This window comes from Rhodococcus aerolatus (genome assembly GCF_054783215.1).
Window position 1 is genome coordinate 1 of sequence record NZ_BAAGQZ010000044.1, and the last position, 25,567, is coordinate 25,567.

The window sequence follows — 25,567 nt, forward strand, 5'->3', positions numbered from 1 at the left end:
CGCCGCGAGCAGCAGCGCCACGCAGGCCTGCACCACCGGCACGTCCTGGCTGCGGGCCGCCGCGGACGCCAGCCGGCCCAGGCCCGGGACCGCGAACACCGACTCGACCGCGACGGCACCGCCGAGCAGCCCCGCGACCAGCAGGGACAGCTGCGGGGCGAGGTCGGCGACGGCCCGACGTGCGGCCCCGACCAGCAGCCGCCGCGCGGGCAGCCCCGCCGCGCGCCGGGCCCGCACCCACGGCTCGCGCAGCGCGGCCCCGGCGGAGCCGCCCAGCAGCACGGCCAGCACCGCCCCGGTGGGCAGGCCGAGGGCCAGGGCGGGCAGCACGGCCGCGCGCGGCCCCGTCCACCCCGACGTCGGCAGCACCCCCCACCGGGTGGCCACCAGGGCGACGCCCACGGCGGCGAGCAGGAACTCCGGCAGCGCGGCGAGCACCCCCGCCCCCAGCGACACCGCGGGGGGACGGCCGCGCAGCACCCGGAGCACGGCCGGCGCCGCCAGCCCCACGCCGACCACGACGGCGACCAGGGCTGCCAGCAGGGCCAGGGTCAGCGACACCCCGACCGCGGCGGGGAGCGCACCGGCCACGGGTCGCCCGGACACCCAGGACGTGCCGAGGTCACCCCGCGCGGCGTCCAGCGGCCACCGCAGCGCGCGCCACCACCCGGGCTCGTCGAGCCCCAGCTCCGCGCGCACGGCCGCGAGCGCGGCCGGGTCGGCCTCCCGCTCGGCGGCGCGGGCCCGCAGCACGGCCAGCGCGGGGTCGCGGCCGCTGAGCACCGGCAGCAGCCCGGTCAGCACCACGGCGCCGAGGACGGTGCCCGCCACCGGCAGTGCGCGTCTCACCGCCGGCGGGTCGCGGCGGTGACGAGGCTGCGCTCGAACGGGTCGGCCGCCACGCCGGTGACGTCGGTGCCCACGCCGATCCGGGCGCGCTCGTGCACCAGCGGCACCACCGCCCGGGTGGCCAGCACCTGCGCCTCCACCGCGAGGGCGTCGACCCGCCGCTCGGCGACGTCGTCGACCCCGGCCAGCGCCGCCACGGCCGCGTCGATCCCCGGGTCGCAGAGCCGGGCGAGGTTGTTGCCGCCGCCGCAGGTGACGTCGGCGGCGAGGAACGCGGCCGGGTCCCCGGTGTCGAGCAGGGAGGACCGGGAGGCGACGGCCGCGTCGAACCGGCCGGCGAGCAGGTCCGCCTCGAGGTCGGCGTAGCTGCGGACCACCTGGGTGACGGTGAAGCCCGCGTCGGTCAGCGACTGCGCGACGACGGTGAGGGTCTCGGGCAGCTCGGCGCGGTCGGAGTAGGTGGCGACGGTGACGGCCCGCCCGCCCGGGTCGACCGCCGGCGCCGCGGGGAGCGGGGCCGCCCGGCCCGCGGCCCAGGGGACGGCCGGGCCGAACAGGCCGGTCGCCGCGTCCGCCTGACCCTCGAACACCCCGGCGGCCAGGGCGGCGGGGTCGACGGCGGCGGCCGCGGCCGAGCGCAGCCCGGCGTCGGAGAACACCGGGGAGGTGGTGGTGAGCAGCAGGCTGTCGGTGCGCGGCAGGGCGACCTGCTGCACCTGCCCGGCCTCGAGCAGCGGCAGCTGGGCGATCGGCAGGGCGTCGGCGACGTCGACCTCCCCGGCCCGCAGCGCGGAGGCGCGGGTGGCGGCGTCGGTGACGAAGCGCGCCTCGACGCCGGGCGCCTCCGGCGGTCCGTCGCGGTACCCGGCGAAGGCGGTGAGCGTCGCCCCCTCGGTGCCGCGGACGGACTCGAGCACGTACGGCCCGGTCCCGTGGCGGACGGGGTCGACCCCCGCCGCGGTGTACGCCGCGGGGGCGAGCACGGCCAGGGTGGGGCTGGAGAGGCGCTGCGGCAGCACGGGGTCGGGCGAGCTGGTGCGGACGACGACGTCACCGGCCTCGGCGGTGGCGCTCAGGCCCGTCCCGCGCACCGCCCGCGGCACCGGGCTCGCCGCGGTGGCCGCGGTGAGCGCCCCGACGACGGCGTCCGCGGTGACCGGGGTGCCGTCGTGGAACACCAGGTCCGGTGCGAGGGTGAACCGCCAGCTCGTCGGGTCCTGCCGCACCCACCGCGCGGCGAGCGCGGGCACCGGGGAGCCGGCCGGGTCCAGCGCGGTGAGGCCGTCGGTCACGCCGAGCCGGCTGAGCACCAGGGCGTCGTCGCCGAACGGGGAGAGCCCGGCGACCGGCGGGAAGGCCAGCGCCACCCTCAGCGGCCGGTCGGCCCCGGCCGCGGGGTCGGCCGGGGCGCTGAAGCAGCCGGCGAGCAGGACGGCGAGGCCGGCCAGGACGAGCCGGACGGGCAGGGGCAGGCGGGGGCGGGTCACGCGGGGACCTCCCGGTCGGGGGTGGGCGGGGCGACGGGGTCGAGCGCGCCGCGCCGGGCCAGGGCGGCCAGCAGCAGGGCGCCGGCGGCCGGGACCAGGGCGACGGCGAGGAACGGCAGGGCGCCGGGCACGCCCGGGCGGCCGAGCAGCGGCACGAGCAGGCCGGTCGCCGTGGACCCGACGAGCACGGCCACCCCGCCGGCGCTGGCCAGCGCGCCGTAGTAGGTGCCCAGCCGCCGCTCCCCCGCCAGCCGGGCCACGAGCTCCTGGCCGAACGGGACGGCGAGCACCTGGCCCGCGGTGAGCAGCACCACCAGCGCGACGGCCGGGCCCAGCGCCGGCCCCGGCAGCAGGGTGAGCGCCCCGGGGACGGCGAACGCCGCGGCCAGCACGGCCATCCCGAGGACCACCGCCCGCGCCGGGGACAGCCGGCGCCGCGCCCACGCGGTGGTGGGCACCTGGCCCGCCACGACCAGCAGCGAGGCGAGGGCGAACAGCCAGCCCAGCGCGGCGGCGGAGCCGGTGGCCGCGGTGAGGGCGGCGGGCAGCAGCAGGTAGAGCTGGTTGTAGCAGAGCAGGTAGGCGCTCCAGCCGAGGGCGAAGAGCACGAAGCGGCGGTTGCGGGCGACCTCGGCCCAGCCCGCCACCACCCCGTCGGCCGCGTGCGGGGCCGGACGGCGCGGCAGCAGCCGGGCGTGCGCGGCCAGCACGAGGACGAAGACCCCCGCGGCGACGAGGCACACCGTCGGGAAGCCGGCGCTGCCGCCCACCCCCAGCAGGACCGCACCGAGCAGCGGCCCGGTCACCGCGCCCACCTCGCCGGCCACCGCGAACAGGGCGAAGACGTCGCTGCGGGTGGTGCTGCCCGACCGCTGCAGCGCGGCGGCCTCGACGGCGAGCGCGGACTCCACCGCGGGGGAGAACAGCGCGGCCGCCAGGCCGGTGAGCACGGCGCCGACGAGCACCCCGGGCAGGGACGGGGCCAGGCCGAGGACGACGAAGCCGACCACGCGCACCGCGCAGCCGAGCAGCACCACCGGCCGGGTGCCCCAGCGGTCGGCCAGGGCCCCGCCGACGACGAACAGCCCCTGCTGGCTGGCGGTGCGCAGCCCCAGCACGAGCCCCACCACCCACCCGGCGAGGGCGAGGTCGGTGAGCAGGTGCACGGCCAGGAAGGGCAGCACCAGGTAGAAGCCGACGTTGAACGCCAGCTGGGTGAGCACCAGGAGGCGGACCACCGGTGGGGCCTGGGCGAGCCCGCCCAGCACCGACCACCGCGCGAGCGCAGCGCGCACGATCACCTCCTTGATGACAACGGTTGTCATTTCTATCAGACCCGTCCCGGCCTTGTTGCAAGACAGTCGCACTTGCGTGTCATCGCTGACAAGTGCCCCGTGGCTGCCGGTCGCCCCGGTCGCGGCAGGATGGTGGGCATGACCACAGCTGCGAGCGCCGTGACCATCCCCGCCGACCTGCTGCCGTCCGACGGCCGCTTCGGGTGCGGGCCGTCGAAGGTCCGCCCCGAGCAGCTCGCGTCCCTGGTCGGGCCCGGCCACGCGGTCATGGGCACCAGCCACCGGCAGAAGCCGGTCAAGGCCACCGTGGGCCGGGTGCGCGAGGGCCTGCGCCAGCTGTTCTCGCTGCCCGAGGGCCATGAGGTCGTCCTCGGCAACGGCGGCACCACCGCGTTCTGGGACGCGGCCGCGGCCGGGCTGGTCCGCGAGCGCGCGATGCTCGGCACCAACGGCGAGTTCAGCTCGAAGTTCGCCGCCGTCAACGCCGGCGCCCCGTTCCTGCGCGACCCGCTGGTCGTCAAGGCCGAGCCCGGCACGGCCACCCCCATCACCGAGGTCCCCGCGGACGAGGGCGTCGACCTCGTCGGCTGGGCCCACAACGAGACCTCGACCGGCGTGATGACCCCGGTGCGACGCCCGTCGGGGGACGCGCTGGTCGCGATCGACGCCACCTCCGGCTCCGGCGGGCTGCCGCTGGACCCGACCGAGGCCGACGTCTACTACTTCGCGCCGCAGAAGTGCTTCGCCTCCGACGGCGGGCTGTGGCTGGCCCTGATGAGCCCGGCCGCGCTGGAGCGGGTCGCCGAGGTCGGCGCCCGCACCGACCGGTGGATCCCGGAGTCGCTGTCGCTGACCACCGCGCTGGACAACTCGACCAAGGACCAGACCTACAACACCCCCGCCGTGGCCACGCTGCTGCTGCTGGCCGACCAGGTGGAGTGGATGCTCGCCCAGGGCGGGCTGGACTGGTGCGTCTCGCGCACCACGGACTCCTCGTCGCGGCTCTACGACTGGGCGCAGGCGTCGTCCTACGCCACCCCGTTCGTGGCCGAGCCCGCGCACCGCTCGCTCGTCGTCGGCACCGTCGACCTCGACGACTCGGTCGACGCCGCCGCGGTGGCCGCGACCCTGCGGGCCAACGGCGTCGTCGACACCGAGCCCTACCGCAAGCTCGGCCGCAACCAGCTGCGGATCGGCATGTTCCCCGCCGTCGAGCCCGACGACGTCACCGCCCTGACCGCGTGCATCGACCACGTGGTGTCCGCCCTGTCCTGACCCGCCCGGCCGCGCGCCGGCACCCGCTGCACCCGATCCCGGCCCGCGCGACTCCAGCTGCACCCGATCCCGGTCCCCGCGTGGGATCCCGCGGCCGGGCCGGGATCCGGTGCAGCCTGGTGCGGTCCAGCCGGGCGCGGCACCGGAAATGCGGTCGCCGCGGTCGGGGGTGCGCCGTATCGTTCGCGGCGCTCATGACACCTGCACCCGCACCCCCCGCCCCACCCACCGCGGCACCCCGCTCGACCACCCTGGCCTCGCTGCGGCGACTGGGCCCCTACGTCCGCCCGATCCGCACCCCGCTGCTCGTCTCCGGGGTGGCGGCGACGCTGGCCTCCGCGGCCGGCCTCGTCGTCCCGCTCATCACCGAGCGCGTCGTCGACGCGCTCGCCGACGGCCGCGGCCTAGGCGCCGTGACCGGGCTGCTCGTCCTCGCCCTCGCCGTCGGGCTCGCCGAGGCCGGGCTCATCGCGCTGCGCCGCTGGGTCATCGCCGGACCCACCGCGGGCGTGGAGCGGCGGATGCGGGAGGACCTTCACGCCCACCTGCTGCGGCTGCCGGTGGCGTTCCACGACCGCTGGCACGGCGGGCAGCTGCTCTCCCGCGCGGTCTCCGACCTGTCGACGGTGCGGCTGTTCCTCGCCTTCGGCCTCGTGTTCCTCGTCGTCAACTCCGTCACCACCGTGCTCGGGTGCGTCGTGCTGGTGGTGCTGTGGCCGCCGTTCGCGCTGGTCGCGCTGGGCCTGGTGGTGCCGATGGTCGTCATCTCCACCGTCTTCGAGGGCCGGTACAAGGCCGCGGCCCGGCTCTCCCAGGACCAGGTGGGCGACCTCGCCACCGAGGTCGAGGAGTCGGTGCTCGGGGTGCGGGTGCTCAAGGCCTTCGGCCGCGGGCCCCACGCCGCGCGACGCTTCGCCGTCGGCGCCCGGGCGCTGCGGGCCACCGAGCTGCGCAAGGTGCGCATCCTCGCCGTGCTGTGGGCCGCGATCATCGCGCTGCCCGAGCTGGCCGTCGGCGCGACGCTGGTGCTGGGAGGGTTCGGCCTCGCGCACGGCTCGGTCAGCCTCGGCGCGGTCGTCGCCGCCGTCACGGTCGTGGTCTACCTGCAGTGGCCGGTCGAGTCGCTGGGCTGGCTGCTGGCCGAGGCCAACAAGACCGCCTCGGCGTCCGACCGCTACTGGGAGGTCCGCGACACCGCCCCCGCCGTGACCGACCCGGCCCACCCGGTGCCCGCCGCCACCCCGGTCCGCGGCCGGCTGACGCTGCGCGACGTCGGGTTCCGGTTCCCCGACGCCGACGAGCCGGTGCTGCGCGGGGTGTCCCTCGAGCTGGCCCCCGGGGAGACGGTGGCGCTGGTCGGGCTGACCGGCAGCGGCAAGACGACCCTGACGTCGCTGGTCCCCCGGCTGCACGACGTCACCTCCGGTGCGGTGCTGCTCGACGGCGTCGACGTCCGCGACCTGGCCCTGGACACCCTGCGCACCCACGTGGCCACCGCCTTCGAGGACCCGGTGCTGTTCTCGGCCAGCGTGCGGGAGAACGTCGCGCTCGGCCCGCGGCCGGTCACCGACGCCGAGGTGCGCGAGGCGCTGGAGACGGCGCACTGCACCGAGTTCGTCGACCGGTTGCCCTGGGGCGTGGACACCCGCATCGGCGAGCAGGGGCTGAGCCTGTCCGGCGGCCAGCGCCAGCGCCTGGCCCTGGCCCGCGCCGTGCTGGGCCGGCCCGCCGTGCTGGTGCTCGACGACCCGCTCTCCGCGCTCGACGTGCACACCGAGGCCGAGGTGGAGCGCGCCCTGCGCCGTGTGCTGGTCGGGGTCACGGCGCTCGTCGTCGCCCACCGGCCCTCGACGGTGGCCCTGGCCGACCGGGTGGTGCTGCTGGCCGACGGCCGCGTCGCCGCCACCGGCACCCACACCGAGCTGCTGGCCACCTCGGCGGCGTACCGCCACGTCATCGCCGGCACCGACGCCCCGGTCGGGGTGACGGCGTGAGCACCGGGGTGGCGCAGGACCGCACCGCCGGGCCGGCGCAGGACGACACCGCCGGGCAGCAGTGGCGCGGGGTGGCGAGCGAGGACACCGCCGTCGCCGACCTCACCGCGGGCACGTCGCTCGCGCTGGCCGCCCGGTCCCGGGCGCTGCTGCGCTCGCTGCTGGCCCCCCACCGCCACCGGGCGTGGCTCGCCCTGCTGCTCGCGGTGGGCCAGACGGCCGCGGCGCTGGCCGGGCCGCTGCTCGTCGCGGCGTTCGTCGACACCGCCGTGCCCGCCGCCCTGGCCGGGGACACGGGCCGTGCCGTGGTGCTGGCCGTGGCCTACGCCGCCGTCGGGCTGGCCTCGGCGGGCCTGCGCTCGGCGTTCGTCCTCGTCTCCGGCCGCGTGGGGCAGGACGTGCTGCTCGACCTGCGGGACCGGGTGTTCCGCCACGTGCAGCGGCTCTCGGTCAGCTTCCACGAGCGCTACACCTCCGGGCGGGTCATCTCCCGGCTCACCAGCGACCTCGACAGCCTCGGCCAGCTCTTCGAGGACGACCTGGGTGAGCTGGTGAGCTCGCTGCTCTCGCTGGTGGCCGTGACGGCCGTGCTGCTGTGGCTGGACCTGCCGCTGGCCGTGGTGGTGCTGGCCGGGTTCCTGCCCGTCGCTGCGGCCACCCGCTGGTACCGGCGCCGCTCGACTGGGGTGTACCGCACCCAGCGCACCGCGATCGCCGAGGTCGTGGTGGCCTACGTGGAGGGGATGAACGGCATCCGCGCGGTGCAGTCCTACCGCCGCGAGCCCCGCAACGTCGCGATCATGGCCGAGGTGGGGGCGCCGCACCGCGAGTCCACCGCGGCCTCGGGTCGGCTGCTGTCCGTCTACACCGCCGCGCTGCGCACCGCGGGCAACGTCACCCTCGTCGTCGTCCTGGCCTGGGGCGCGCTGCGGGTGTCCGACGGGGACCTGCAGCTCGGCGTCCTCACCGCCTTCGTGCTCTACCTGCGCCGCGTCTACGGCCCGCTCGACCACCTGGCCATGTTCCTCACCTCGTTCCAGTCCGCGGCCGCGGCGCTGGAGAAGATCTCCGGGGTGCTGCAGGAGCGCCCCGGCGTCGTCGAGCCGGAGCACCCCGCGGCGCTGCCCCGCCCCACCCCGGGCGCGCTGGCCTTCCGCGACGTCGCCTTCGCCTACCCCTCGGCGCCCGGGCGCACCGTGCTGGGCCTGGACCTCGCCGTGCCCGCGGGGCAGACCGTGGCCGTCGTCGGCCCGACCGGGGCGGGCAAGTCGACCCTGGCGCGGCTGGTCGCCCGGTTCCACGACCCCACGACGGGGGCGGTCACCCTCGACGGGGTCGACCTGCGGGACCTGGCCGACGCGGACCTGCGCCGGGCGGTCGTGCTCGTCACCCAGGAGTCGTTCCTGTTCGGCGGCAGCGTCGCGGACAACATCGCGCTGGGCCGGCCCGGCGCCACCCGGGCGGAGGTCGAGGCGGCGGCCGCCGCGGTGGGCGCGGACGCGATGCTGGCCTCGCTGCCCGACGGCATCGACACCGACGTGCGCAAGCGCGGCGGGCGGCTCTCGGCCGGGCAGCGCCAGCTGGTCGCGTTCGCCCGGGCGTTCCTGGCCGACCCCGCGGTGCTGCTGCTCGACGAGGCCACCTCGAGCCTCGACCTGCCCAGCGAGGCGGCGGTGCAGGCTGCCCTGGAGCGGGTGCTGCACGGCCGCACCGCGGTCGTCATCGCCCACCGGCTCTCGACCGTGCTGGGCGCGGACCGGGTGCTCGTCGTCGACGACGGCCGGGTGGTGGAGGACGGCAGCCCCGGGGAGCTCGTGGCCGCCGGCGGCGCGTTCGCCGAGCTGCACGCGCAGTGGGAGCGCTCCCTGGCGTGATCACCCGTGTGGGTGGCGGTGCGGTGTGCCCCGATCCGGTCACGGGTGAATTACACTCGTGTCGTTCGTCTCGTCCCCGGGGCGGCGGAGGACACCGGGAGGCCACGTGCGTGCGCTGCGAGTCATCGGCCTGGACGCCGACGGGACGTCGGTGGTCTGCGAGGGCATCGGCGAGACCGGCAAGGTCCAGCAGTACTGCCTGCCGGCGGACGACAAGCTGCGCGCCGCCGCGCGGGGCGACCTGAGCCGCCTCGGCCAGATCGAGATCGAGCTGGACAGCCAGCTGCGCCCCCGCGACATCCAGGCCCGCATCCGGGGCGGGGCCAGCGTGGAGCAGGTGGCTGCCGTCGCCGGGATGCCCGTGCAGCGCGTCGAGCGCTTCGCCCACCCCGTGCTGCTGGAGCGCTCCCGCGCCGCCGACCTGGCCCGCGAGGCCCACCCCGTGCTGCCCGACGGCCCCGCCGTGGCCACCCTGGACCGCGTGGTCACCGACGCGTTCCGCGCCCGCGGCCAGGACCTCGACACCGCCGCCTGGGACGCCTGGCGCGGGGAGGACGGGCGCTGGCTGGTGCAGCTGGAGTGGCGTGCGGGCCGCTCCACCAACACCGCGCACTGGCGCTTCCAGCCCGGGGCGCACGGCGGCACCGTGACCGCCCTGGACGACGTGGCCGCCGAGCTCGTCCACCCCGACCCCACCCGCCCGCTGCGCACCGTCGCCCCGGTCGCGGCGCTGACCCGCCCCGCGGTCGAGGTCGTCGAGCCCGACGAGGTGCTCGACGCCGCCGGGCCCACCACCGGGGCCGGGTCCGACCCCGAGGCCCGGGACGAGCAGGCCCCCGAGGCCGCCGCCCCGGCCGACCCGCCGCCCGCGCCGCGCGCCCCGGCGAGCCACAAGGCCCGCAAGAACGCCAAGGGCCACGCCAGCCTCCCCTCCTGGGAGGACGTGCTGCTCGGGGTCCGCAGCCGCTAGTCCTGCCGGACCCCGCCGCGGCGGGCACGCTGGGCCGCGTGCCCACCACCGAGCTCGCCTTCCGCTTCACCACCGCCTACCGCGTGGCCGCCCTGCCCTTCACCGTCACCCCGGCCCGCAGCGGGGTCCGGGTGACCGACGACGAGCTGGTCGTCCGCTTCGGCCCCTGGACGGTGCGCACCCCGCGCAGCAACGTCGCCGGCACCGACGTCACCGGCCCCTACTCGTTCCCGCTCACCGCGGGCCCGCCGCACCTCTCGGTGACCGACCGCGGTCTCACCTTCGCCACCAACGGCGACCGCGGCGTCTGCATCACGTTCCGCGAGCCGGTGCGGGGGATCGAGCCGACGGGGCGGCTGCGCCACCCGGGGCTCACCGTGACGGTGGCCGACGTCGACGGGCTCCGGGCGGCGCTGGCAGGCTGAGCGCCGTGGACCCCGTCGCCGCGCTGCGCCGCACCGCCTTCCTGCTCGAGCGGGAGCGGGCCACGTCCCACCGCGTCAAGGCCTTCCGCGGGGCCGCCCAGATCCTCGTCGAGCTGCCGCCCACCGAGCTCGACGCCCGGCTGGCCGCGCGCACCCTGACCGAGCTGCGCGGCATCGGCCCCAAGACCGCCGCCGTGGCGCAGCAGGCCCACGACGGCGCGGTGCCGGACTACCTCGCCGAGCTGGAGGGCCGGGTGGCCCCGCTGGCGCAGGGGGGCGAGGCGCTGCGCGCGGCCCTGCTCGGGGACCTGCACGCCCACAGCGACTGGTCCGACGGCGGCAGCCCCGTCGAGGAGATGGCGGTGACCGCGCTCGAGCTGGGCCACGAGTACCTGGCCATGACCGACCACTCCCCCCGCCTCACCGTCGCCCACGGCCTGAGCCCGGCCCGCCTGGAGGCCCAGCTCGACCTGGTGGCGCGGCTCAACGCCGAGCTGGCCCCGTTCCGGCTGCTCACCGGCATCGAGTGCGACATCAACGCCGACGGCACCCTCGACCAGACCGACGAGCTGCTGGGCCGGGTGGACGTCGTCGTGGCCTCGGTGCACTCCGACCTGCGCGCCGATGCCGACGCCATGACCCGCCGCATGCTGCGCGCGGTCGCGAACCCGCACACCGACGTGCTGGGGCACTGCACCGGCCGGCTCGTCGAGGGCGGCCGCGGCACCCGCCCGGAGAGCAGCTTCGACTCCGCCGCCGTGTTCGCCGCGTGCGCGGAGCACGACGTGGCGGTGGAGGTGAACAGCCGGCCCGAGCGGCTCGACCCGCCGCGGCGGCTGCTCCGCGAGGCCGTCGCCGCCGGCTGCCTGGTCAGCATCGACACCGACGCCCACGCCCCCGGCCAGCTCGACTGGCAGCTGCTGGGCTGCGCGCGGGCCGAGGAGTGCGGGGTGCCGGTGGAGACGGTGGTCAACACCTGGCCGGTGGACGACCTGCTGGCCTGGACCGGCCGGGGCTGAGCGTCCCGCAGGGCGGCCCGGGCGTGAGAACCCTCTCGCCGCACCGGGTCCAGCGCGCACGACGCCGGTCCCCGGCGCACCCTGGGGCCATGACCAACCCCGAACCGTCCAAGACCGTCGGTCTCGAGGCCGGCGGCAGCGTGACCCCCGGCGACACCCCGCCCATCGAGTCCAGCACCTCGGCGCTGACCGGGGACTCCCAGCACACCCCGGAGCAGCGGGGCCTGGCGCTGCCGTTCGGCGCGATCGTCATCATCCTCGTCGTCGTCGCCCTCATCGTCATCGGCATCTTCGGCAAGATGGGCGGGTTCTTCTGACCCGATAGCCTCGGCGCCCGTGGACGCGACACGGGTGCCGGTGGTCGTCGGGGTCGGGCAGGTGGTCGCCAACCGCGGCCGCACCGTGGCCGGGGCCCGGGAGCCCCTCGAGCTGGTGGTGGACGCTGCCCGCGCGGCGGCGGCCGACGCCGGCGCGGACGTGCTCGCCGAGGTCGACACCGTCCTCACCGTCGACGTCGCCAGCTGGCGCTACGACGACCTGCCGGGCCTGCTCGCCGCCCGGCTGGGCACCCGGCCGGGGCACCGCTTCGCCAGCGGGGTCGGCGGCCAGTGGCCGGCCCGGCTGCTCGACGAGGCCGGGGCCCGGGTCGCCGCCGGGCAGACCCGGGCCGCCTTGGTGGCCGGGGGTGAGGCGCAGGCCTCGGTGATGGCCCACGACCGGGCCGGGGTGGAGCCGGCGTGGTCCCGGGAGCCCGGCGGGCGGGCCGTGTTCGACCTCGCCGACGTCGGCAGCCGAGCGATGGTCGACACCGGCCTGCTGCTGCCCGTGCGGGTGTACCCGCTGCTGGAGAGCGCGCTGAGCCACGCCCTGGGCCAGTCCCCCGCCGAGGCGGCCGCGTGGTCGGCGCAGCTCTACGCCGACTTCTCCGTCGTCGCGGCCGACAACCCCGCCGCGTGGGTGCCGGAGGTGCGCACCCCGGCCGAGGTCGGCACCGTCGGGCCGGCCAACCGCGTGGTGTGCGAGCCGTACCCGCTACGGGTCAACGCGCTGCCCCACGTCGACCAGGCCGCCGCCGTGCTCGTCACGTCCCTCGCCGTGGCCCGCGAGCTGGGCGTCGCCGACCGGTGCGCCCACCTCTGGGGCGGTGCGGGCGCGGCGGACGAGGCGGACCTGCTGCGCCGGGCCGACCTGTCCCGCTCGGCCGCGCTGGCCTCGGCGCTGACCCGCACCCTCGACGCGGGCGGGGTCGGTGCGGCCGAGCTCGACGTGCTCGACGTGTACAGCCCGTTCCCCGTCGTGCCCAAGCTCGCGGTGTCCGCGCTGGGCCTGCCGCGGGACACGGTGCCGACGGTGACGGGCGGGCACTCCAGCTTCGGCGGGCCGCTGAACAGCTACAGCCTGCACGCCGTCGTCGCGGCGGTGGCCCGGCTGCGCGACGGCGCGCACCTGGCCCTGGTCCACGCCAACGGCGGCTTCCTCACCTCCCAGCACGCGGTGCTGCTGGCCGACCGCGCCCACCCGGACGGCTTCGTCGGGGACCCGGAGCCCGTGGCCACGTCCACCGGGCCGGCCCCCCGGCTGGTGGCGCCGGCCGACGGCCCCGTCGTCGTGGCGGCGGCGACGGTGAGCCACGCCAAGGCCGGGGGCCCCGAGCAGGCGTTCCTCGTCGCCCGCACCGCGGCCGGCGACCGGGTGGCGCTGCAGACCACCCCCGGCGACGTCGACAGCGCCCGGGCGCTGTCGCAGGGCTGGCCGGACGGCCCGCTGCGCGACGTCGTCGGCACCACCGTCGAGCTGGCGGTGACCGACGCGGGCACCCGGGTCAGGTCAGCGCGGTGAGCAGCAGCCACAGCCAGCCGAGGACGACCCCGGCGGCCGCACCGTGCACCACCCAGCGCCACACCGGCAGCCACCGGTAGCGCAGCCCCGTCGGCACCAGCAGGACCACGACCACGGCCAGCACCCCCGCGGCGAGCAGCGGGCTCAGCGCGGCCAGGCCGGAGTACAGGGCCAGGAAGGCGACCAGCACCACGGCCCCGGTGGCGCCGGCCAGCGTCAGCCCCGTCCCCCACGGCGTCGGCTCCGACTCGGGCGCCTCGGGTGCGCCGAAGGTGCGCACCTCGTCACCGGCCACCACCGCCACCACGGTCGAGGTCTCGGTGGCAATCCGCTCGGCCAGCTCCTCCGCCCGGGCCCGCAGCACGTCCTGGGCAGCGCCCGCCCCGGCCGGGGCCAGCGAGTGCCACTCGGCGAGCTCGCGGCGCGCCTCGTCGGTGAGCCCGGGGGGCAGCCAGCCGTCGGGCACGCCCCCGGCCAGCTCGACCCCGCGGCCCAGCCGCAGCACGAGGCTCACCGCACGCGCTCGTAGCAGGCCAGGGCGGCCGCGGTGGCGACGTTCAGGGAGTCGGTGCCGGGGGCCATGGGGATGCGGGCGCGGACGTCGGTGGCCGCCATGGCCTGCTCGGTCAGCCCGGGCCCCTCCGCCCCGACCAGCAGCGCCACCCGCTCCGCACCGAGGGCCTGGCTCAGCGGCACCGCGTCCGCCGCCGGGGTGAGCGAGACCAGCCGGAACCCCTGCGCCCGCAGCACGTCCAGCCCGCGGGGCCAGTCCGGGACCGTCGCCGTGGGCACCCGCAGCACGTGGCCCATGGAGACCCGCACGCTGCGGCGGTAGTACGGGTCGGCGCAGCGCGCCCCGAGCAGCACGGCGTCCACCCCCAGCCCGGCCGCGTTGCGGAACATCGAGCCCAGGTTCTCGTGGTCGTTGACGCCCTCGAGGACGACGACGGTCCGCGCGCCGGGCAGCACGTCGGCCAGGGCCAGCGGGGCGGCCCGGTCGGCGGCGGCCAGCACCCCGCGGTTGAGGTGGAAGCCCACGACCTCGGCCATGACCTCGGCGGTGACGAGGAAGAACGGCACGTCGGCGGTGGCGTCGTCGAACGTCGGGTCGGTGCGCAGCTCGTCGAGCCGGCGGGCGACGCCGAGCAGCGCGCGCAGCGGGAAGCGGGAGTCCAGGACGCGCTGGACGACGAGGACGCCCTCGGCGATGACGAGGCCCTTGCCGCTGGGCAGGTCGGGGCGGCGGTCCAGGGAGTTGAGGTGGCGGAAGTCGTCGAGCCGCGGGTCGGACGGGTCGGTCACCTCGAGCACAGCCACCACGTCGGCGAGTCTGCCAGGCCGCTCGTGGCGTCCCGGGGCCCGGCGTGCGACGGTGGGCGCATGGGTGATCACGCACGCGTCGTCCGGGGTGGCCGACGTGGGTGACGCCGTCGAGCGCACCGAGTTCACCCGGGAGGACCGGGCGCGCTTCCGGCAGAAGGTCCAGACCGACATGGACGCCCTGGGCCGCATGCTCGCCGACGAGGCGTTCGCCGCCGCGGAGCCGCAGCTGGGCATGGAGGTCGAGCTCAACCTGGTCGACGCCGAGATGAACCCGGCCATGGCCAACGCCGAGGTGCTCGACGCCATCGCCGACCCGGACTTCCAGACCGAGCTGGGGCAGTTCAACATCGAGATCAACGTGGCGCCGCAGCCGCTGGCCGGGGAGAGCCCGGGCGCGCTGGAGCGGGCGCTGCGGGACTCGCTCAACGCCGCCGAGGAGCGGGCCGCCTCCCTCGGCAGCCACCTGGTCATGGTGGGCATGCTGCCGACGCTGGACCACGAGCACTTCCAGCGGCAGTGGTTCTCCGCCAGCCCCCGCTACGACCTGCTCAACGAGCAGATCTTCGCCGCCCGCGGGGAGGACATCGAGCTCGACATCGAGGGCGTCGCCCTGCCGGGGCGCACCGAGCGCGAGCACCTGCGCAGCGTGACCGACACGATCCTGCCCGAGGCCGCGTGCACCTCGCTGCAGCTGCACCTGCAGGTCGAGCCGGACCGGTTCGCCGACCACTGGAACGCCGCGCAGTGCCTGGCCGGGGTGCAGGTGGCCCTGGGCGCGAACTCGCCCTTCCTGGCCGGGCGCGCGCTGTGGCACGAGAGCCGCATCCCCGTCTTCGAGCAGGCCACCGACACCCGCCCCCTGGAGCTGAAGAACCAGGGGGTGCGGCCGCGGGTGTGGTTCGGGGAGCGCTGGATCACCTCGATCTTCGACCTGTTCGAGGAGAACTCGCGCTACTTCCCCGCGCTGCTGCCGGTGTGCTCCGACGAGGACCCCCTCGCCGAGCTCGACGCCGGGCGCACCCCGGGCCTGGCCGAGCTGCGGATGCACAACGGCACCGTCTACCGGTGGAACCGGCCCATCTACGACACCGTCGGCGACACCCCGCACCTGCGCGTCGAGAACCGGGTGCTGCCCGCCGGTCCCACCGTCGTCGACACCATGGCCAACGCCGCGTTCTACTACGGCACGCTCCGCGCCCTGGTCGACGCCGAGCGTCCCCTGTGGAGCCAGATGTCGTTCGACGCCGCCGAGGAGAACCTGCACTCGGGGGCGCGGGAGGGGATGGACGCGCAGCTGTACTGGCCCGAGGTCGGCTGGGTGCGCCCCGACGAGCTGGTGCTGCGCCGGCTGCTGCCGCTGGCCCACCAGGGGCTCGAGGCCTACGGGGTGGGCGCGGCGGCGCGCGAGCGCTACCTCGGCGTCATCGAGGCCCGGGCGCTGAGCAGGCAGACCGGGGCGTCGTGGCAGCGCGAGGCGGTGGTGCGCGCCGAGGACCGCGGGCTCGACCGGGCCGGTGCGCTGCAGGAGATGCTGCGGCGCTACGTGGTCGGGATGCACGCCGGCGAGCCGGTGCACACCTGGGAGAGCTGATGGACGTGGCCGTCCGCACGGCGGGACCGTCCGACTGGGACGCGTTCGTCGCCCAGGACGAGCGCGCCTTCGGCGTCGCCTACGACGAGTCCGAGGTGGTGCTGGCCCGGGCCGCGCTGGCCGGGGGTGACGCGTTGGTCGCCGAGGCCGACGGCCGGGTCGTGGGCGCGGCCAACCACTTCCGGCTCGGGATGACGGTGCCGGGCGGGTCCTGCGTGGACGTGCCCGGGGTGTCGTGGGTGTCCGTCGCGGCCACCCACCGCCGCCGCGGGGTGCTGCGCGAGCTGATGGCGGTGCAGCACCGGCGGTTCCTCGACGAGGGGGCGGTGCTGGCCGCGCTCACCGCCAGCGAGGCGACGATCTACGGCCGCTTCGGCTACGGAGCCGCCACCCGGCGCACGGAGTGGGAGGTCGACCGGCGCCACGCGGTGCTCCGCGACGACGCCCCCGACCCGGGCGGGGTCCGCTACGCCGATCCCGAGGAGGCCCGCGCCCACGCGCCCGGGTCGTACGCCCGCTGGGCGGCGCGCACCCCCGGCGCGATCACCCGGCCCGCCGCGTGGTGGGACTTCCTGCTCGCCGACCGGCCGTCCACCCGCGGCGGGGCCAGCGGGCTGTTCCACCTCGTGCACCCCGACGGCTGGTGCTCCTACCGGGTGCGCGGCAGCCGCGTCGAGGTGGCCGACCTCGTCGCCGCGACCGACGCCGCCCACGCTGCGCTGTGGCGGGTGCTGCTGGGCCTCGACCTGGCCGACGTGGTCGCGGTGCAGTCCAGCCGCGACGACCCGGTGGCCGCCATGCTCACCGACCCCCGGCTGGCCCGGGTGGTGACCAGCCGGGACGGGCTGTGGCTGCGGGTGCTCGACGTGCCCCGGGCCCTGGAGCTGCGGGCGTGGGCGGCGCCGGTCGACCTGGTGCTGGCCGTGGCCGACCCGTTCCTGGGCCGCAGCGCGACGGTGCGGCTCGTGGCGGGCCCGGACGGGGCGCGCTGCGAGGCCACGACCGCCGAGCCCGACCTGGCCTGCGACGTCGCCGACCTGGGCGCGCTCTACCTCGGGGCGCACCGGGCGCGGGTGCTGCACGCGGCGGGCCGGCTGCGGTTGCGCGACGGGGCCGGGGTGGCCGCCGTGGCCGCGCTGGACCTGGCGCTCACCCCTGAGCGCGAGCCCCGCCACGGGACCGGCTTCTAGGGGTGTGGCTCTCCCGGGGTGTGAACGCAAGCTCGCGTCCTGGGTGCAGGAATCACACCCGGGTCAGGTGTCGCTGCCGACCATCCGGTCGATGAGGGCGACCGCGCGGGCCAGCACCTCGACGTCGTCGGGGCTGAGCTCGCGCATCCGGGCGTCCATCCAGGCGTCGCGGGCCGAGGTCTCCGCCGCCACGTACTCCGCGCCCGACGCGGACACCGAGACGATCACCTGGCGGCGGTCGGTGGGGTGCGGCTCGCGGTCGATGAACCCGAGCTGCTCCAGCGCGGCGATCACCCGCGTCATCGAGGGCGGCTGCACCCGCTCGCGGGCGGCCAGCGCCCCCGGCGTCATCGGTCCACCGAGGACCAGCGTCACCAGCGCCGAGGCCTGGGTGAGGCTCACCCGGGCGTCCCGGCGCTGCACGCGCAGCCGCCGGTTGAGCCGGAGCGCGGCGAGGCCCAGGTCGGCCCCGACCTGGTGCGGGTCGGCAGTCACGTCGTGACCCTACGACACGACCACCCCAGAACCGGCAGAACCGGCAGGTCACGGCGCTCGGCCGGGGTGCGGCCCGGCTAGCCTCGACCCCGTGGACGAGACCCCTGACGCCCGGCGCCCGGACCCCGGCGCCGAGAGCGGGGCGCCGTCCGGGCCCGCCGCGCCGGACCCGGCGCCGGCGGTGCCGCCGCTGCCCGGGCCGCTGGCCGACCCGCGCCCGGTCATGGTCGTCGGCACCCTCGCGTGGCTGGTGGCCACCGTCGTCGTGACGGTCCGCGGGGTGAGCGGTGACGGCCTCGGCGAGGCGTTCGCGACCTGCCTGGTCGGGCTGGCCCTGGGTGCGGTCGGCTACACCATCTTCTTCCTGCAGCGCCGCCAGGTCCGTCGCGGCGGACGGGGCCAGCAGGGGCTGCGCTGACCCCGTCCGGTCCTAGACGGGGAAGCCCAGGGAGCGGAAGAACTGGGTGAGCAGGGCCAGGAGCACGGCGAAGAAGTCCGTCGGCGCCGGCGGGGGCGTCGTCGTCGGCGGGGGCGTCGTCGTGGGCGGCGGCGTGACGACGGGGCCGCCCGCACCGCCGCGGGCGAATGTGACCAGCTGGTCGTAGCTGCCGTTGAAGATGTCCTGGTCGCCGGGGAAGATCCCGGAGTCCGACCACTGCCAGATGGTGTGGAAGCCCCACTGCGACGGCACCGCCGGGGTGCGGCCGTAGGGCGAGGAGAAGTAGCTGGCCACGAACAGCGGGTTGTCCTGGCCGAAGGTCCCGCCGGAGCCCACGCACTGGTTCCACCAGTAGGTGTTGGTGTAGATCGTCGGGTAGCGGCCGGTCAGCCGGTTCACCGTCTGGGAGAAGTCGCTGATCCAGGCCTGCATGCGGCTGGTGGACAGGCCGTAGCAGGTGTCGCCCAGGCTCTGGTACGGGTTGAACTCGATGTCGAGCATCGGCGGCAGGGTGCGGCCGTCGGCCGACCAGCCGCCGCCGTTGCTGACGAAGTACTGCGCCTGGGTGGCGCCGCTGGACAGGCTGGGCAGGGCGAAGTGGTAGGCCCCGCGGATCAGGCCCGCCGCGTAGGACCCGTTGTACTGCTGGCCGAAGTAGGGGTTGGTGTACGCCCCGGCGCCGGGCGAGCCCTCGGTGGCCTTGACGTAGGCGAAGCGGCCCTGGTTCGCCGCGACCTGCGCCCAGTTCACGTTGCCCTGGTAGCTCGCCACGTCGAGGCCGAGCGGCTGGCCCTGGACGGCGGACGCGCTGACCCCGCCGGGGGCCGCGGGCTGCGCGGCCTCGGGGTGGTCGTCGAGGGTGGAGCCGAGCGAGTCACCGGCCGGGTCGTAGTCCGGGGGCACCGGGAGGTACTCGCCGGCGGACGGGGACGCCGCGGCGGTCGTGGCGCCGGGGTCGCTGGTCTGCGCCGCACCGGTGCCGGCGCCGACGACGGCCGCCAGCAGCCCGGCGAGGGTGGCCGCGGCGAGCAGCCGGGACGGGTGGTGACGCAGCAGCACGAGGACTCCCCAGTCGCTCAGAGTGGTCGTCCCCCCACGGAACGCCACCGGGAGCATGCCCCACACGCCACCATGGTCACAAGAGGGCCACTACTCCCCCTGCGACCTGCTGTCACGCAGGCCGGCGTGGCGGCGTGTCGCGGCTGGCCGGCCGGACGGGGCCTCACAGGTCGGGCTCGCGCCGGGCGGCCGGGGTCAGGTCACTCCTGGCGTGCGGGCTCGTCCTGCTCGACGGACTTGTCGGGGTCCACCGGGGCGTCGTCGTCCGGCGCCGCCGGGTGCGACTCGGCGGGGATCTCGCCCGGCGACGGGTCGGGGGTGTCGGTGTCGGGCTCGGGTCGCCCGGCGGGCAGCGGCTCGCCGGGCACGGTCCCGGGGCCGGTCTCCTCGCCGTCGGTGTCGCCGGGGACCTCCTCGCCGGACTCGACCGGGTCCCCGGGCGAGCTCTCGTCGGCGGCCCGCTCGGGCCGGGCGGCGGCTCCCGCGGCGGCGGCCGGGTCCCGGCGGGGCAGCGCCTCCACGTCGAGCTGGGTGTCGTCGTAGGTCAGCTCGGTCACGGGGGCGACCGGCGGCACCTCGACGACCACCTCGGAGTGCGCGCCGCACCCGTGCTCGGCGTGGACCACGCGGCCGTCGGCGGCCATCTCGTTGCCGCAGACGCCGAACGCGGCCCCCAGGGAGCCCGCCACGGGGAGGTAGAACCCGCAGGTGCCGCATGTGAGGTCGGTGGCCTTCGCCCAGTCCGAGCCGGGCCCGGTGTCGCCGGCCTCCCAGCGCTCGGCCGTGTCGAGGCGGCCCTCGCGGCTCATCACGTGGACCCGGCCCAGGCCGAGCTCGAGCGCGACCTCCTCCACGGCGGGGTCGTCGCTGGCCAGGTACGCGGGCGCGAGGCGGGGGTCGTCCGCCGGCGGGGGCAGCAGGTCACCGGCGCCGAGGTCGCCGGCGCGCACCCGCTCGCTCCAGGGCACCCAGGCCGGGGAGACCAGGGCGTCGGACCCGGGCAGCAGGACGACCTCGCTGACGGTGACCTCGTCGACGTCCGTGGCGTCCGGGGTCGCGGCGACGACGACGGCCCACTCCCAGCCGCGGTAGCCGGGCAGCGCGGCCGCGAAGCGGTGGGTGGCGGCGCCGCCCTCCTCGGCGACGACGCCGAGGTGCTCGCCGACCCGCTCGGCCGCGCCGGGCTCGAGGCCGTCGAGCACGGAGGCGCGGGCGACGTCGACGGCCTGCGCCAGCACGGGCCGGACCTCGGGCGCACCGCCGCCGGCCTGCTCGGTGGTCGCGGGCTCGGCGGTCGGGGTCTGGGCGCTGCTCACCGCACCCATGATGCCGCAGACTGGGGGGCGTGCCGCGCCACCGCCCCCTGCCCGTGCTCGCCGCGCTGCTCGCGACCGTGGTGCTCGCGGGGTGCGGCTCCGGGCCGTCGCAGGCCCAGCCGGCGCCGGCGAGCACCACCGCCCCGGGCGTCGAGCACCTGCGCCCCGACGTGCTGGCCACCACCCCGCACGACCCGCAGGCCTTCACCCAGGGCTTCGAGCTCGACGGCGGCGTGCTGTTCGAGGGCACCGGGCTGGAGGGCCGCTCGTCGGTCCGCCGCACCGACCCGGCCACCGGGGCCGTCACCGCGCAGGTGGCGCTGGACCCGTCGCTGTTCGGGGAGGGCCTGACCCTGGCCGGGGACAGCCTGTGGCAGATCACCTGGCAGGACCACGTCGCCTTCCGCCGCGACCCGGTGACCCTGGCCGAGACGGGGCGGGCGTCCTACGAGGGCGAGGGCTGGGGCCTGTGCACCCAGGCCGACGCGCCCGGCGGCCCGCGGCTGGTGATGAGCGACGGCACCGACCGCCTCACCTTCCGCGACCCCACCACGTTCGCCGCCACCGGCGGCGTCGCGGTGACCCTGGCCGGTGCACCCCTGCGGGAGATCAACGAGCTCGAGTGCGTCGACGGCCAGGTGTGGGCCAACGTGTGGCAGACCGACTCGATCGTCCGCATCGACCCCACCAGCGGGGACGTCACCGCCGTGGTCGACGCCACGGGCCTGCTGCCGACCGACCAGCGCCGCGGCGCGGACGTGCTCAACGGCATCGCGGCGGTGCCGGGGACCGACCGCTTCCTGCTCACCGGGAAGCTGTGGCCGACCACGTTCGAGGTGAGGTTCGTCCCCGCCTGACCCGACCCCGCGACACCGCTCACGGCTCGCGACGGCCCGCCCCGCCGTGCGGCAGGATGGGTCGACGTGGGCGCACACGACGGACGGCCGGGCGAGCCGCGCCGAGCCGTGCCCACGGGGAACCGCTCGCGCGGCGCCGGCAGCCCCGCGGACGACCAGCCCACCGTGGCCCTGCCGCGGCACGGGGCGCCCGGCCCGGCCGCGGACGACGCCCCCACCGAGGCGGTGCCGCTGCTGCCGGTGACGCCGGCGTCGATCGGCCCGTCCCCGCTGCCGCCGCTGCCCCCCGCCCCGTGGGAGCGGGTGCGCCGCGCCGGCTGGCGCGGGGGTGCGGACGGCGCCGGTCCGGACGGGCCGCGCAAGGTCACCGTGACGCGGGTCGCGGCCCAGCGCAGCCGCGACCTCACCCGCAGCGGGCTGCGCACCTTCCACCGGGCCGCCGCCGCGGACGGCGCCGACGAGTCCGGCCTGACGTCGCTGACCTACGCGGTGATGGCCGGGTACGCCAGCGACGCCGCCATCGCCGTCTCCCTGGCCAACACGCTCTTCTTCGCCGCCGCCACGGCCGAGTCGAAGGCCAACGTCGCGCTGTACCTGCTCATCACCGTCGCCCCGTTCGCGGTGATCGCCCCGCTCGTCGGCCCGGCCCTCGACCGGGTGCAGCGGGGCCGGCGGCTGGCGCTGTCCGGGTCGTTCGTGCTGCGCGCCGTGCTGGCCGTGGTCATGGCCGTGAACTTCGACAACTGGCTGCTCTACCCCGCCGCCCTGGGCGTGCTGGTGCTGAGCAAGTCCTTCGGCGTGCTCAAGTCCTCGGTGATGCCGCGCGTGCTGCCCCCGGGGATCAGCCTGGTCACCAGCAACTCCCGGCTCACGGTGTTCGGCCTCGTCGGCGGCGGGGTGGTCGGCGCGGTCGCCTCCGGCGTCGCGGCCGTGACCGGCTCCGCCGGCTCGCTGGTGTTCACGGCCGCGGTGATGCTGGTGGGCGCCTGGCTGTGCCTGCGGATCCCGTCCTGGGTGGAGGTGACCGAGGGCGAGGTGCCCACCACGCTGATCCACCACCAGGACCCGGGGCCGAACGGCACCGCGCGGCTGCCCCGGCTCGACCCCACCGCCCCGGCGGCCGAGCGCCCCCGGGGCCGGCGGGCCCCCCGCGAGCCCATCGGCCGCCGCGTGCTCATGGCGCTGTGGGGCAACACCACCACCCGGGTGCTCACCGGGTTCCTCACCCTGTTCGCCGCGTTCGTCGTCAAGGCCCACACCGAGCAGGAGCCGGGCGTGCAGCTGGCCATGCTCGCCGTCATCGGGGCCGCGGCGGGCACCGGCAGCTTCGTCGGCAACGCCGCCGGGGCCCGGCTGCCCATGGGCCGGCCCGACGCGGTGGTGCTGTGGTGCACCTCGGTGGCGCTGGCCTCGGTGGTGCTGGCGGCCGCGGTGCCGGGCCTGGCCACCGCGGCCGTGGTGGGGCTGGTGGCCGGCTCGACGAGCTCGCTGGCCAAGGTCAGCCTGGACGCCACCATCCAGCGCGACGTGGCCGAGGAGTCCCGGGCCTCGGCGTTCGGCCGCTCCGAGACGGTGCTGCAGCTGGGCTGGGTGCTCGGCGGCGCGCTCGGCGTGCTGCTGCCCGCCGAGTGGTGGATCGGCTTCACCGTCATCTCGGTGGTGCTGGGCCTGGGCCTGCTGCAGACCGAGCTGACCCGGCGGGGCTCGACGATGGTGCCGAACCTCGGGGGCCGCCGGCCCCGCCGCTCGGCCCGGGCCGCCCGCGTCCGCTGAGCCGGCCCCGCGGCGTCCCTACACTCGGCGCCGTGACCCGCACCCGCCTCACCGCCGCCGTGCTGGCCCTCGTGGCCCTGGTCCTCGCCGGTGCGCTCACCGCCGCCGTCGTCGTCCTGCTGCCCGGGGGCACCCCGGAGAACCCGCAGCTGACGGCCTACGCCGGCGGGGAGACGATCACCGTGCCCCCGACGCTGTTCTGCAACGTGGCCATCACCTCCTGCGAGGTCGGCGCCACCGCGACCCTGCCGGTGCCCCGCGGCAAGTCGCTGCAGATCTCGCTGCCCTCGGAGATCGCCGACGCCCCGTGGCGGCTGATCAGCGTGTTCACCGAGCCCGACGGCACCCAGCGCACCGAGGACCGCTTCTTCCGGCCCGGCGAGCGCCTGGCCGTCACCGTGGGCTCCGCGGACCCGCGGGAGCAGGTCGCGGGCGCCGAGGTGCAGCTGCCCTCGTCGGTGGTCGACGCCCAGGGGGTGCCGCAGGCCAGCGCGACGTGGGGCATCTCCACCGACCCCGCCGTCATAAACCAGGTCCAGGGCGGCTGAGCCGGCTCCCGGGCCGACCGGTCAGCGCAGCGGCGGGGGGACCCAGCCGCCCATCGCCCGCTCCAGCTCCTGGGCGACGGCGATGGTGACGTGGTCGTCGCCGTCGGCCGCGGCGACCTGCACCCCGAGTGGCAGGCCCTGCCGGTCGAGGCCGAGCGGCACCTGCGTGGTGGGCAGGGCGAGCAGGTTGAACGCGAGGGTGTTGCCGAACACCCAGGGCTGGGCGACGGTGCGGCCGTGGTGCGGCGCGGCCCGCGGGAACGGCGGGTGCAGCAGGACGCCCCCGTCGAGCGCCTCGGTGAGGTCGTCGGCCGTGCGGCGCACCGCGTCGAGCGCGCGCCCGGCGGCGGCGGAGCGCAGCGCCCGCACCGGGGAGCGCTCGAGCAGGCCCAGCGCCCCCAGCGGGGCCTCGACGTACCAGGCGCCGCGCCGGCCGCGGGGCAGGAACGTCGGGGTGAGGATGTCGCGCAGGCTCTCCCCCGCGTCGAGGTCGGCCAGCACGAGCGCCAGCATGTGCCCGACGGTCCACCGCAGCTGCGTCAGCGGGTACTCCCCGACCCGGGCGCCGCGGGCCTCGAGCGCCTCCGCGGCGTGGCGCCGGGCGGTGAGCAGCTCCTCGCGCACCGGGACGAGGGTGTGGTCGGTGCTGAGCAGCACGGTCATCCCGTCGAGGTCGACCGTCGCCGGGTCGCCGATGGCCGTGGGCACCACGGCGGGGTCGCCCGGGTCCGGGCCGGCGATGGCGCGCAGCACCGGCTCGAGGTCGGCGGCGCGGCGGGTGATCGGCCCCAGCGCGATGGCGCGGCGGATGCGGCCCGACGGCATGGGGAAGTGGCCGGTCGTCGGCACCAGGCCAGGGCTGGGCAGGTGGGCGAACACGCCGTTGAGCGCGGCGGGGATGCGCAGCGAGCCGGCCAGGTCGGAGCCCAGTGCGAGCACCGAGCCGCCCGAGCCGACGGCCGCACCGTCCCCGCCGGACGAGCCGCCCGCGGTGCGTGTCGGGTCGTAGACGTTGTTGGTGCGGCCGTGCACGAAGCTCAGCGTCTCCGCCCAGTACAGCGGTCCGGCGGCGTTGCCGGTGCCGACGACGATCGCCCCCGCCTGCCGCAGCCGGGCCACCACCGGCGCGTCGGCCCGGGGACGGTAGTCCTTGCGGAAGCCGAACCCCCCGGTGTTGGGCATGCCCTCGACGGCGATGAGCTCCTTGACCGTGGCGGGCACCCCGAGCAGCGGGGGCAGCACCTCGTCCGGCGCGGCCGCGGCCACCCGGGCGTCGGCGGCGTCGGCCTCGGCCCGCGCGGCGGCGTACCGGGTGGCGACGACGGCGTTGGTCCAGGACGCGCGCTCGAGCACCTCGAGGTGGGCCTCGAGGACGTCACGGGCGCTGACCTCGCCCCGGCGGACCAGGCCGGCCAGCTCGACGCCGGCCAGCCGGGTCAGCTCGCTCAGGAGTCCAGCTCCCGGGCCACCGCCCGCACGACCTCGGAGATGCGCTGGGCCATCTTCCGGTCCGGGTACTTGCCGCGCCGCAGCTCGGGCTGCACCCGGGACTCCAGCAGGCTGATCATGTCCTCGACCATGCCGTGCAGCTCGTCGGGCGTGTGCTTCTTGGGCGCGGCGCCGGGCCCGCTGTTCTTGATCGACGGGGCCGGCTCGACGAGGGAGACGCTCAGCGCCTGCGGCCCGCGGCGGCCCGAGGCCATGCCGAACTCGACCTTCTGCCCGGCCTTGAGGGTCTCGACGCCCGCGGGCAGCGCGGAGCTGCGGACGTAGACGTCCTCCCCCTGCTCCTGGGAGACGAAGCCGAAGCCCTTCTCCGCGTCGTACCACTTCACCTTGCCGGTCGGCACCGCACACACCCTCTTCGTCTCGTGTCGCCCAGCGGTCCCGGCGCGACGAAACGCGCCCACCAGGGGCGCGTCGTGCTTCAGCCTAGCCCGGCGGGCCCC

24 protein-coding genes are annotated in these 25,567 nt (G+C 77.0%); 14 read left to right on the forward strand and 10 right to left on the reverse strand.

Features of this window, described 5'->3' with window-relative positions; translation table 11 throughout:
- The 3 genes from ACYVOF_RS15620 to ACYVOF_RS15630 all read right to left on the reverse strand — a co-directional run.
- A partial coding sequence (locus tag ACYVOF_RS15620) for an ABC transporter permease (protein WP_460868057.1) occupies window positions 1–849 on the reverse strand: 849 nt, incomplete at its 3' end.
- Window positions 846–2,336 carry an ABC transporter substrate-binding protein gene (locus ACYVOF_RS15625; protein WP_460868059.1) on the reverse strand — a complete coding sequence of 497 codons (1,491 nt, stop codon included), beginning with the start codon at window positions 2,334–2,336 and terminating at the stop codon, window positions 846–848. The genes ACYVOF_RS15625 and ACYVOF_RS15620, both read right to left, overlap by 4 nt.
- Window positions 2,333–3,631: an MFS transporter gene (locus ACYVOF_RS15630; RefSeq protein WP_460868061.1), complete on the reverse strand. Its 1,299-nt coding sequence runs from the start codon at window positions 3,629–3,631 to the stop codon at window positions 2,333–2,335. Before ACYVOF_RS15630 ends, ACYVOF_RS15625 begins: the two co-directional genes overlap by 4 nt.
- A gap of 138 nt (window positions 3,632–3,769) precedes the next feature.
- Between ACYVOF_RS15630 and serC the strand changes: the two genes are divergently transcribed.
- The 8 genes from serC (at window position 3,770) to ACYVOF_RS15670 (ending at window position 13,027) form a co-directional block, all read left to right on the forward strand.
- Complete coding sequence (gene serC, locus ACYVOF_RS15635; RefSeq protein WP_460868062.1) at window positions 3,770–4,906, forward strand: phosphoserine transaminase; 1,137 nt, start codon at window positions 3,770–3,772, stop codon at window positions 4,904–4,906.
- A gap of 194 nt (window positions 4,907–5,100) precedes the next feature.
- Window positions 5,101–6,900 (forward strand): ABC transporter ATP-binding protein, encoded by a 1,800-nt coding sequence (locus tag ACYVOF_RS15640; protein ID WP_460868064.1) that lies wholly within the window; start codon window positions 5,101–5,103, stop codon window positions 6,898–6,900.
- Complete coding sequence (locus ACYVOF_RS15645) at window positions 6,897–8,774, forward strand: ABC transporter ATP-binding protein (RefSeq protein ID WP_460868066.1); 1,878 nt, start codon at window positions 6,897–6,899, stop codon at window positions 8,772–8,774. The genes ACYVOF_RS15640 and ACYVOF_RS15645 overlap by 4 nt, the downstream gene beginning before the upstream one ends.
- Before the next feature lie 106 nt (window positions 8,775–8,880).
- A complete protein-coding gene (sepH, locus tag ACYVOF_RS15650; RefSeq protein WP_460868067.1) occupies window positions 8,881–9,744 on the forward strand; it encodes a septation protein SepH in 864 nt (287 codons plus the stop codon).
- Window positions 9,745–9,782: 38 nt separating this feature from the next.
- Window positions 9,783–10,169, forward strand: a complete 387-nt coding sequence (locus tag ACYVOF_RS15655; RefSeq protein WP_460868069.1) for a hypothetical protein — start codon at window positions 9,783–9,785, stop codon at window positions 10,167–10,169.
- 5 nt (window positions 10,170–10,174) lie between these two features.
- Complete coding sequence (locus tag ACYVOF_RS15660; protein ID WP_460868071.1) at window positions 10,175–11,188, forward strand: PHP domain-containing protein; 1,014 nt, start codon at window positions 10,175–10,177, stop codon at window positions 11,186–11,188.
- Window positions 11,189–11,277: 89 nt separating this feature from the next.
- Window positions 11,278–11,505: a DUF6480 family protein gene (locus ACYVOF_RS15665; RefSeq protein WP_460868073.1), complete on the forward strand. Its 228-nt coding sequence runs from the start codon at window positions 11,278–11,280 to the stop codon at window positions 11,503–11,505.
- A 19-nt stretch (window positions 11,506–11,524) separates the two neighbouring features.
- The gene (locus ACYVOF_RS15670) at window positions 11,525–13,027 is read left to right on the forward strand and encodes an acetyl-CoA acetyltransferase (protein ID WP_460868075.1); all 1,503 of its coding nucleotides are present in this window, start codon (window positions 11,525–11,527) and stop codon (window positions 13,025–13,027) included.
- On the opposite strand, the gene ACYVOF_RS15675 is transcribed toward ACYVOF_RS15670, so the two are convergent.
- Both ACYVOF_RS15675 and ACYVOF_RS15680 read right to left on the reverse strand, forming a co-directional pair.
- Window positions 13,011–13,541, reverse strand: a complete 531-nt coding sequence (locus ACYVOF_RS15675) for a DUF2537 domain-containing protein (RefSeq protein ID WP_460868077.1) — start codon at window positions 13,539–13,541, stop codon at window positions 13,011–13,013. The two genes, ACYVOF_RS15670 and ACYVOF_RS15675, sit on opposite strands and share 17 nt — an antisense overlap.
- Window positions 13,538–14,347 carry a TrmH family RNA methyltransferase gene (locus ACYVOF_RS15680; RefSeq protein ID WP_460868078.1) on the reverse strand — a complete coding sequence of 270 codons (810 nt, stop codon included), beginning with the start codon at window positions 14,345–14,347 and terminating at the stop codon, window positions 13,538–13,540. The genes ACYVOF_RS15675 and ACYVOF_RS15680 overlap by 4 nt, the downstream gene beginning before the upstream one ends.
- Before the next feature lie 97 nt (window positions 14,348–14,444).
- Here ACYVOF_RS15680 and ACYVOF_RS15685 point away from each other — a divergent pair, with 97 nt between their 5' ends.
- On the forward strand, window positions 14,445–15,941 hold the full coding sequence (locus tag ACYVOF_RS15685) for a glutamate--cysteine ligase (RefSeq protein ID WP_460868466.1): 1,497 nt from the start codon (window positions 14,445–14,447) through the stop codon (window positions 15,939–15,941).
- Window positions 15,941–17,131, forward strand: coding sequence for a GNAT family N-acetyltransferase (locus tag ACYVOF_RS15690; protein ID WP_460868080.1), 1,191 nt, complete (start codon window positions 15,941–15,943; stop codon window positions 17,129–17,131). The genes ACYVOF_RS15685 and ACYVOF_RS15690 overlap by 1 nt, the downstream gene beginning before the upstream one ends.
- Before the next feature lie 63 nt (window positions 17,132–17,194).
- Here ACYVOF_RS15690 and ACYVOF_RS15695 read toward each other — a convergent pair whose 3' ends face one another.
- On the reverse strand, window positions 17,195–17,626 hold the full coding sequence (locus ACYVOF_RS15695; protein ID WP_460868082.1) for a MarR family winged helix-turn-helix transcriptional regulator: 432 nt from the start codon (window positions 17,624–17,626) through the stop codon (window positions 17,195–17,197).
- 91 nt (window positions 17,627–17,717) lie between these two features.
- On the opposite strand from ACYVOF_RS15695, the gene ACYVOF_RS15700 reads away from it, so the two are divergent.
- Entirely contained in the window at window positions 17,718–18,044 is a 327-nt protein-coding gene (locus tag ACYVOF_RS15700) for a DUF2530 domain-containing protein (protein WP_460868083.1), read from the forward strand.
- 12 nt (window positions 18,045–18,056) lie between these two features.
- Here the strand turns inward: ACYVOF_RS15700 and ACYVOF_RS15705 are convergent, their stop codons facing one another.
- Both ACYVOF_RS15705 and ACYVOF_RS15710 read right to left on the reverse strand, forming a co-directional pair.
- Window positions 18,057–19,124, reverse strand: a complete 1,068-nt coding sequence (locus tag ACYVOF_RS15705; RefSeq protein WP_460868085.1) for a lysozyme — start codon at window positions 19,122–19,124, stop codon at window positions 18,057–18,059.
- Between the two features lie 200 nt (window positions 19,125–19,324).
- The gene (locus tag ACYVOF_RS15710; RefSeq protein ID WP_460868087.1) at window positions 19,325–20,449 is read right to left on the reverse strand and encodes a DUF3027 domain-containing protein; all 1,125 of its coding nucleotides are present in this window, start codon (window positions 20,447–20,449) and stop codon (window positions 19,325–19,327) included.
- A gap of 20 nt (window positions 20,450–20,469) precedes the next feature.
- On the opposite strand from ACYVOF_RS15710, the gene ACYVOF_RS15715 reads away from it, so the two are divergent.
- From ACYVOF_RS15715 to ACYVOF_RS15725, 3 genes are all read left to right on the forward strand, one after another.
- Window positions 20,470–21,297, forward strand: a complete 828-nt coding sequence (locus tag ACYVOF_RS15715; RefSeq protein WP_460868089.1) for a glutaminyl-peptide cyclotransferase — start codon at window positions 20,470–20,472, stop codon at window positions 21,295–21,297.
- 66 nt (window positions 21,298–21,363) lie between these two features.
- Complete coding sequence (locus ACYVOF_RS15720; RefSeq protein ID WP_460868090.1) at window positions 21,364–23,070, forward strand: MFS transporter; 1,707 nt, start codon at window positions 21,364–21,366, stop codon at window positions 23,068–23,070.
- Between the two features lie 32 nt (window positions 23,071–23,102).
- On the forward strand, window positions 23,103–23,618 hold the full coding sequence (locus tag ACYVOF_RS15725) for a DUF2771 domain-containing protein (RefSeq protein ID WP_460868092.1): 516 nt from the start codon (window positions 23,103–23,105) through the stop codon (window positions 23,616–23,618).
- Window positions 23,619–23,639: 21 nt separating this feature from the next.
- Here ACYVOF_RS15725 and ACYVOF_RS15730 read toward each other — a convergent pair whose 3' ends face one another.
- The gene (locus tag ACYVOF_RS15730; protein WP_460868468.1) at window positions 23,640–25,067 is read right to left on the reverse strand and encodes an amidase; all 1,428 of its coding nucleotides are present in this window, start codon (window positions 25,065–25,067) and stop codon (window positions 23,640–23,642) included.
- Window positions 25,064–25,468, reverse strand: a complete 405-nt coding sequence (locus tag ACYVOF_RS15735) for a cold-shock protein (RefSeq protein ID WP_460868095.1) — start codon at window positions 25,466–25,468, stop codon at window positions 25,064–25,066. Before ACYVOF_RS15735 ends, ACYVOF_RS15730 begins: the two co-directional genes overlap by 4 nt.
- Window positions 25,469–25,567 lie beyond the last annotated feature (99 nt).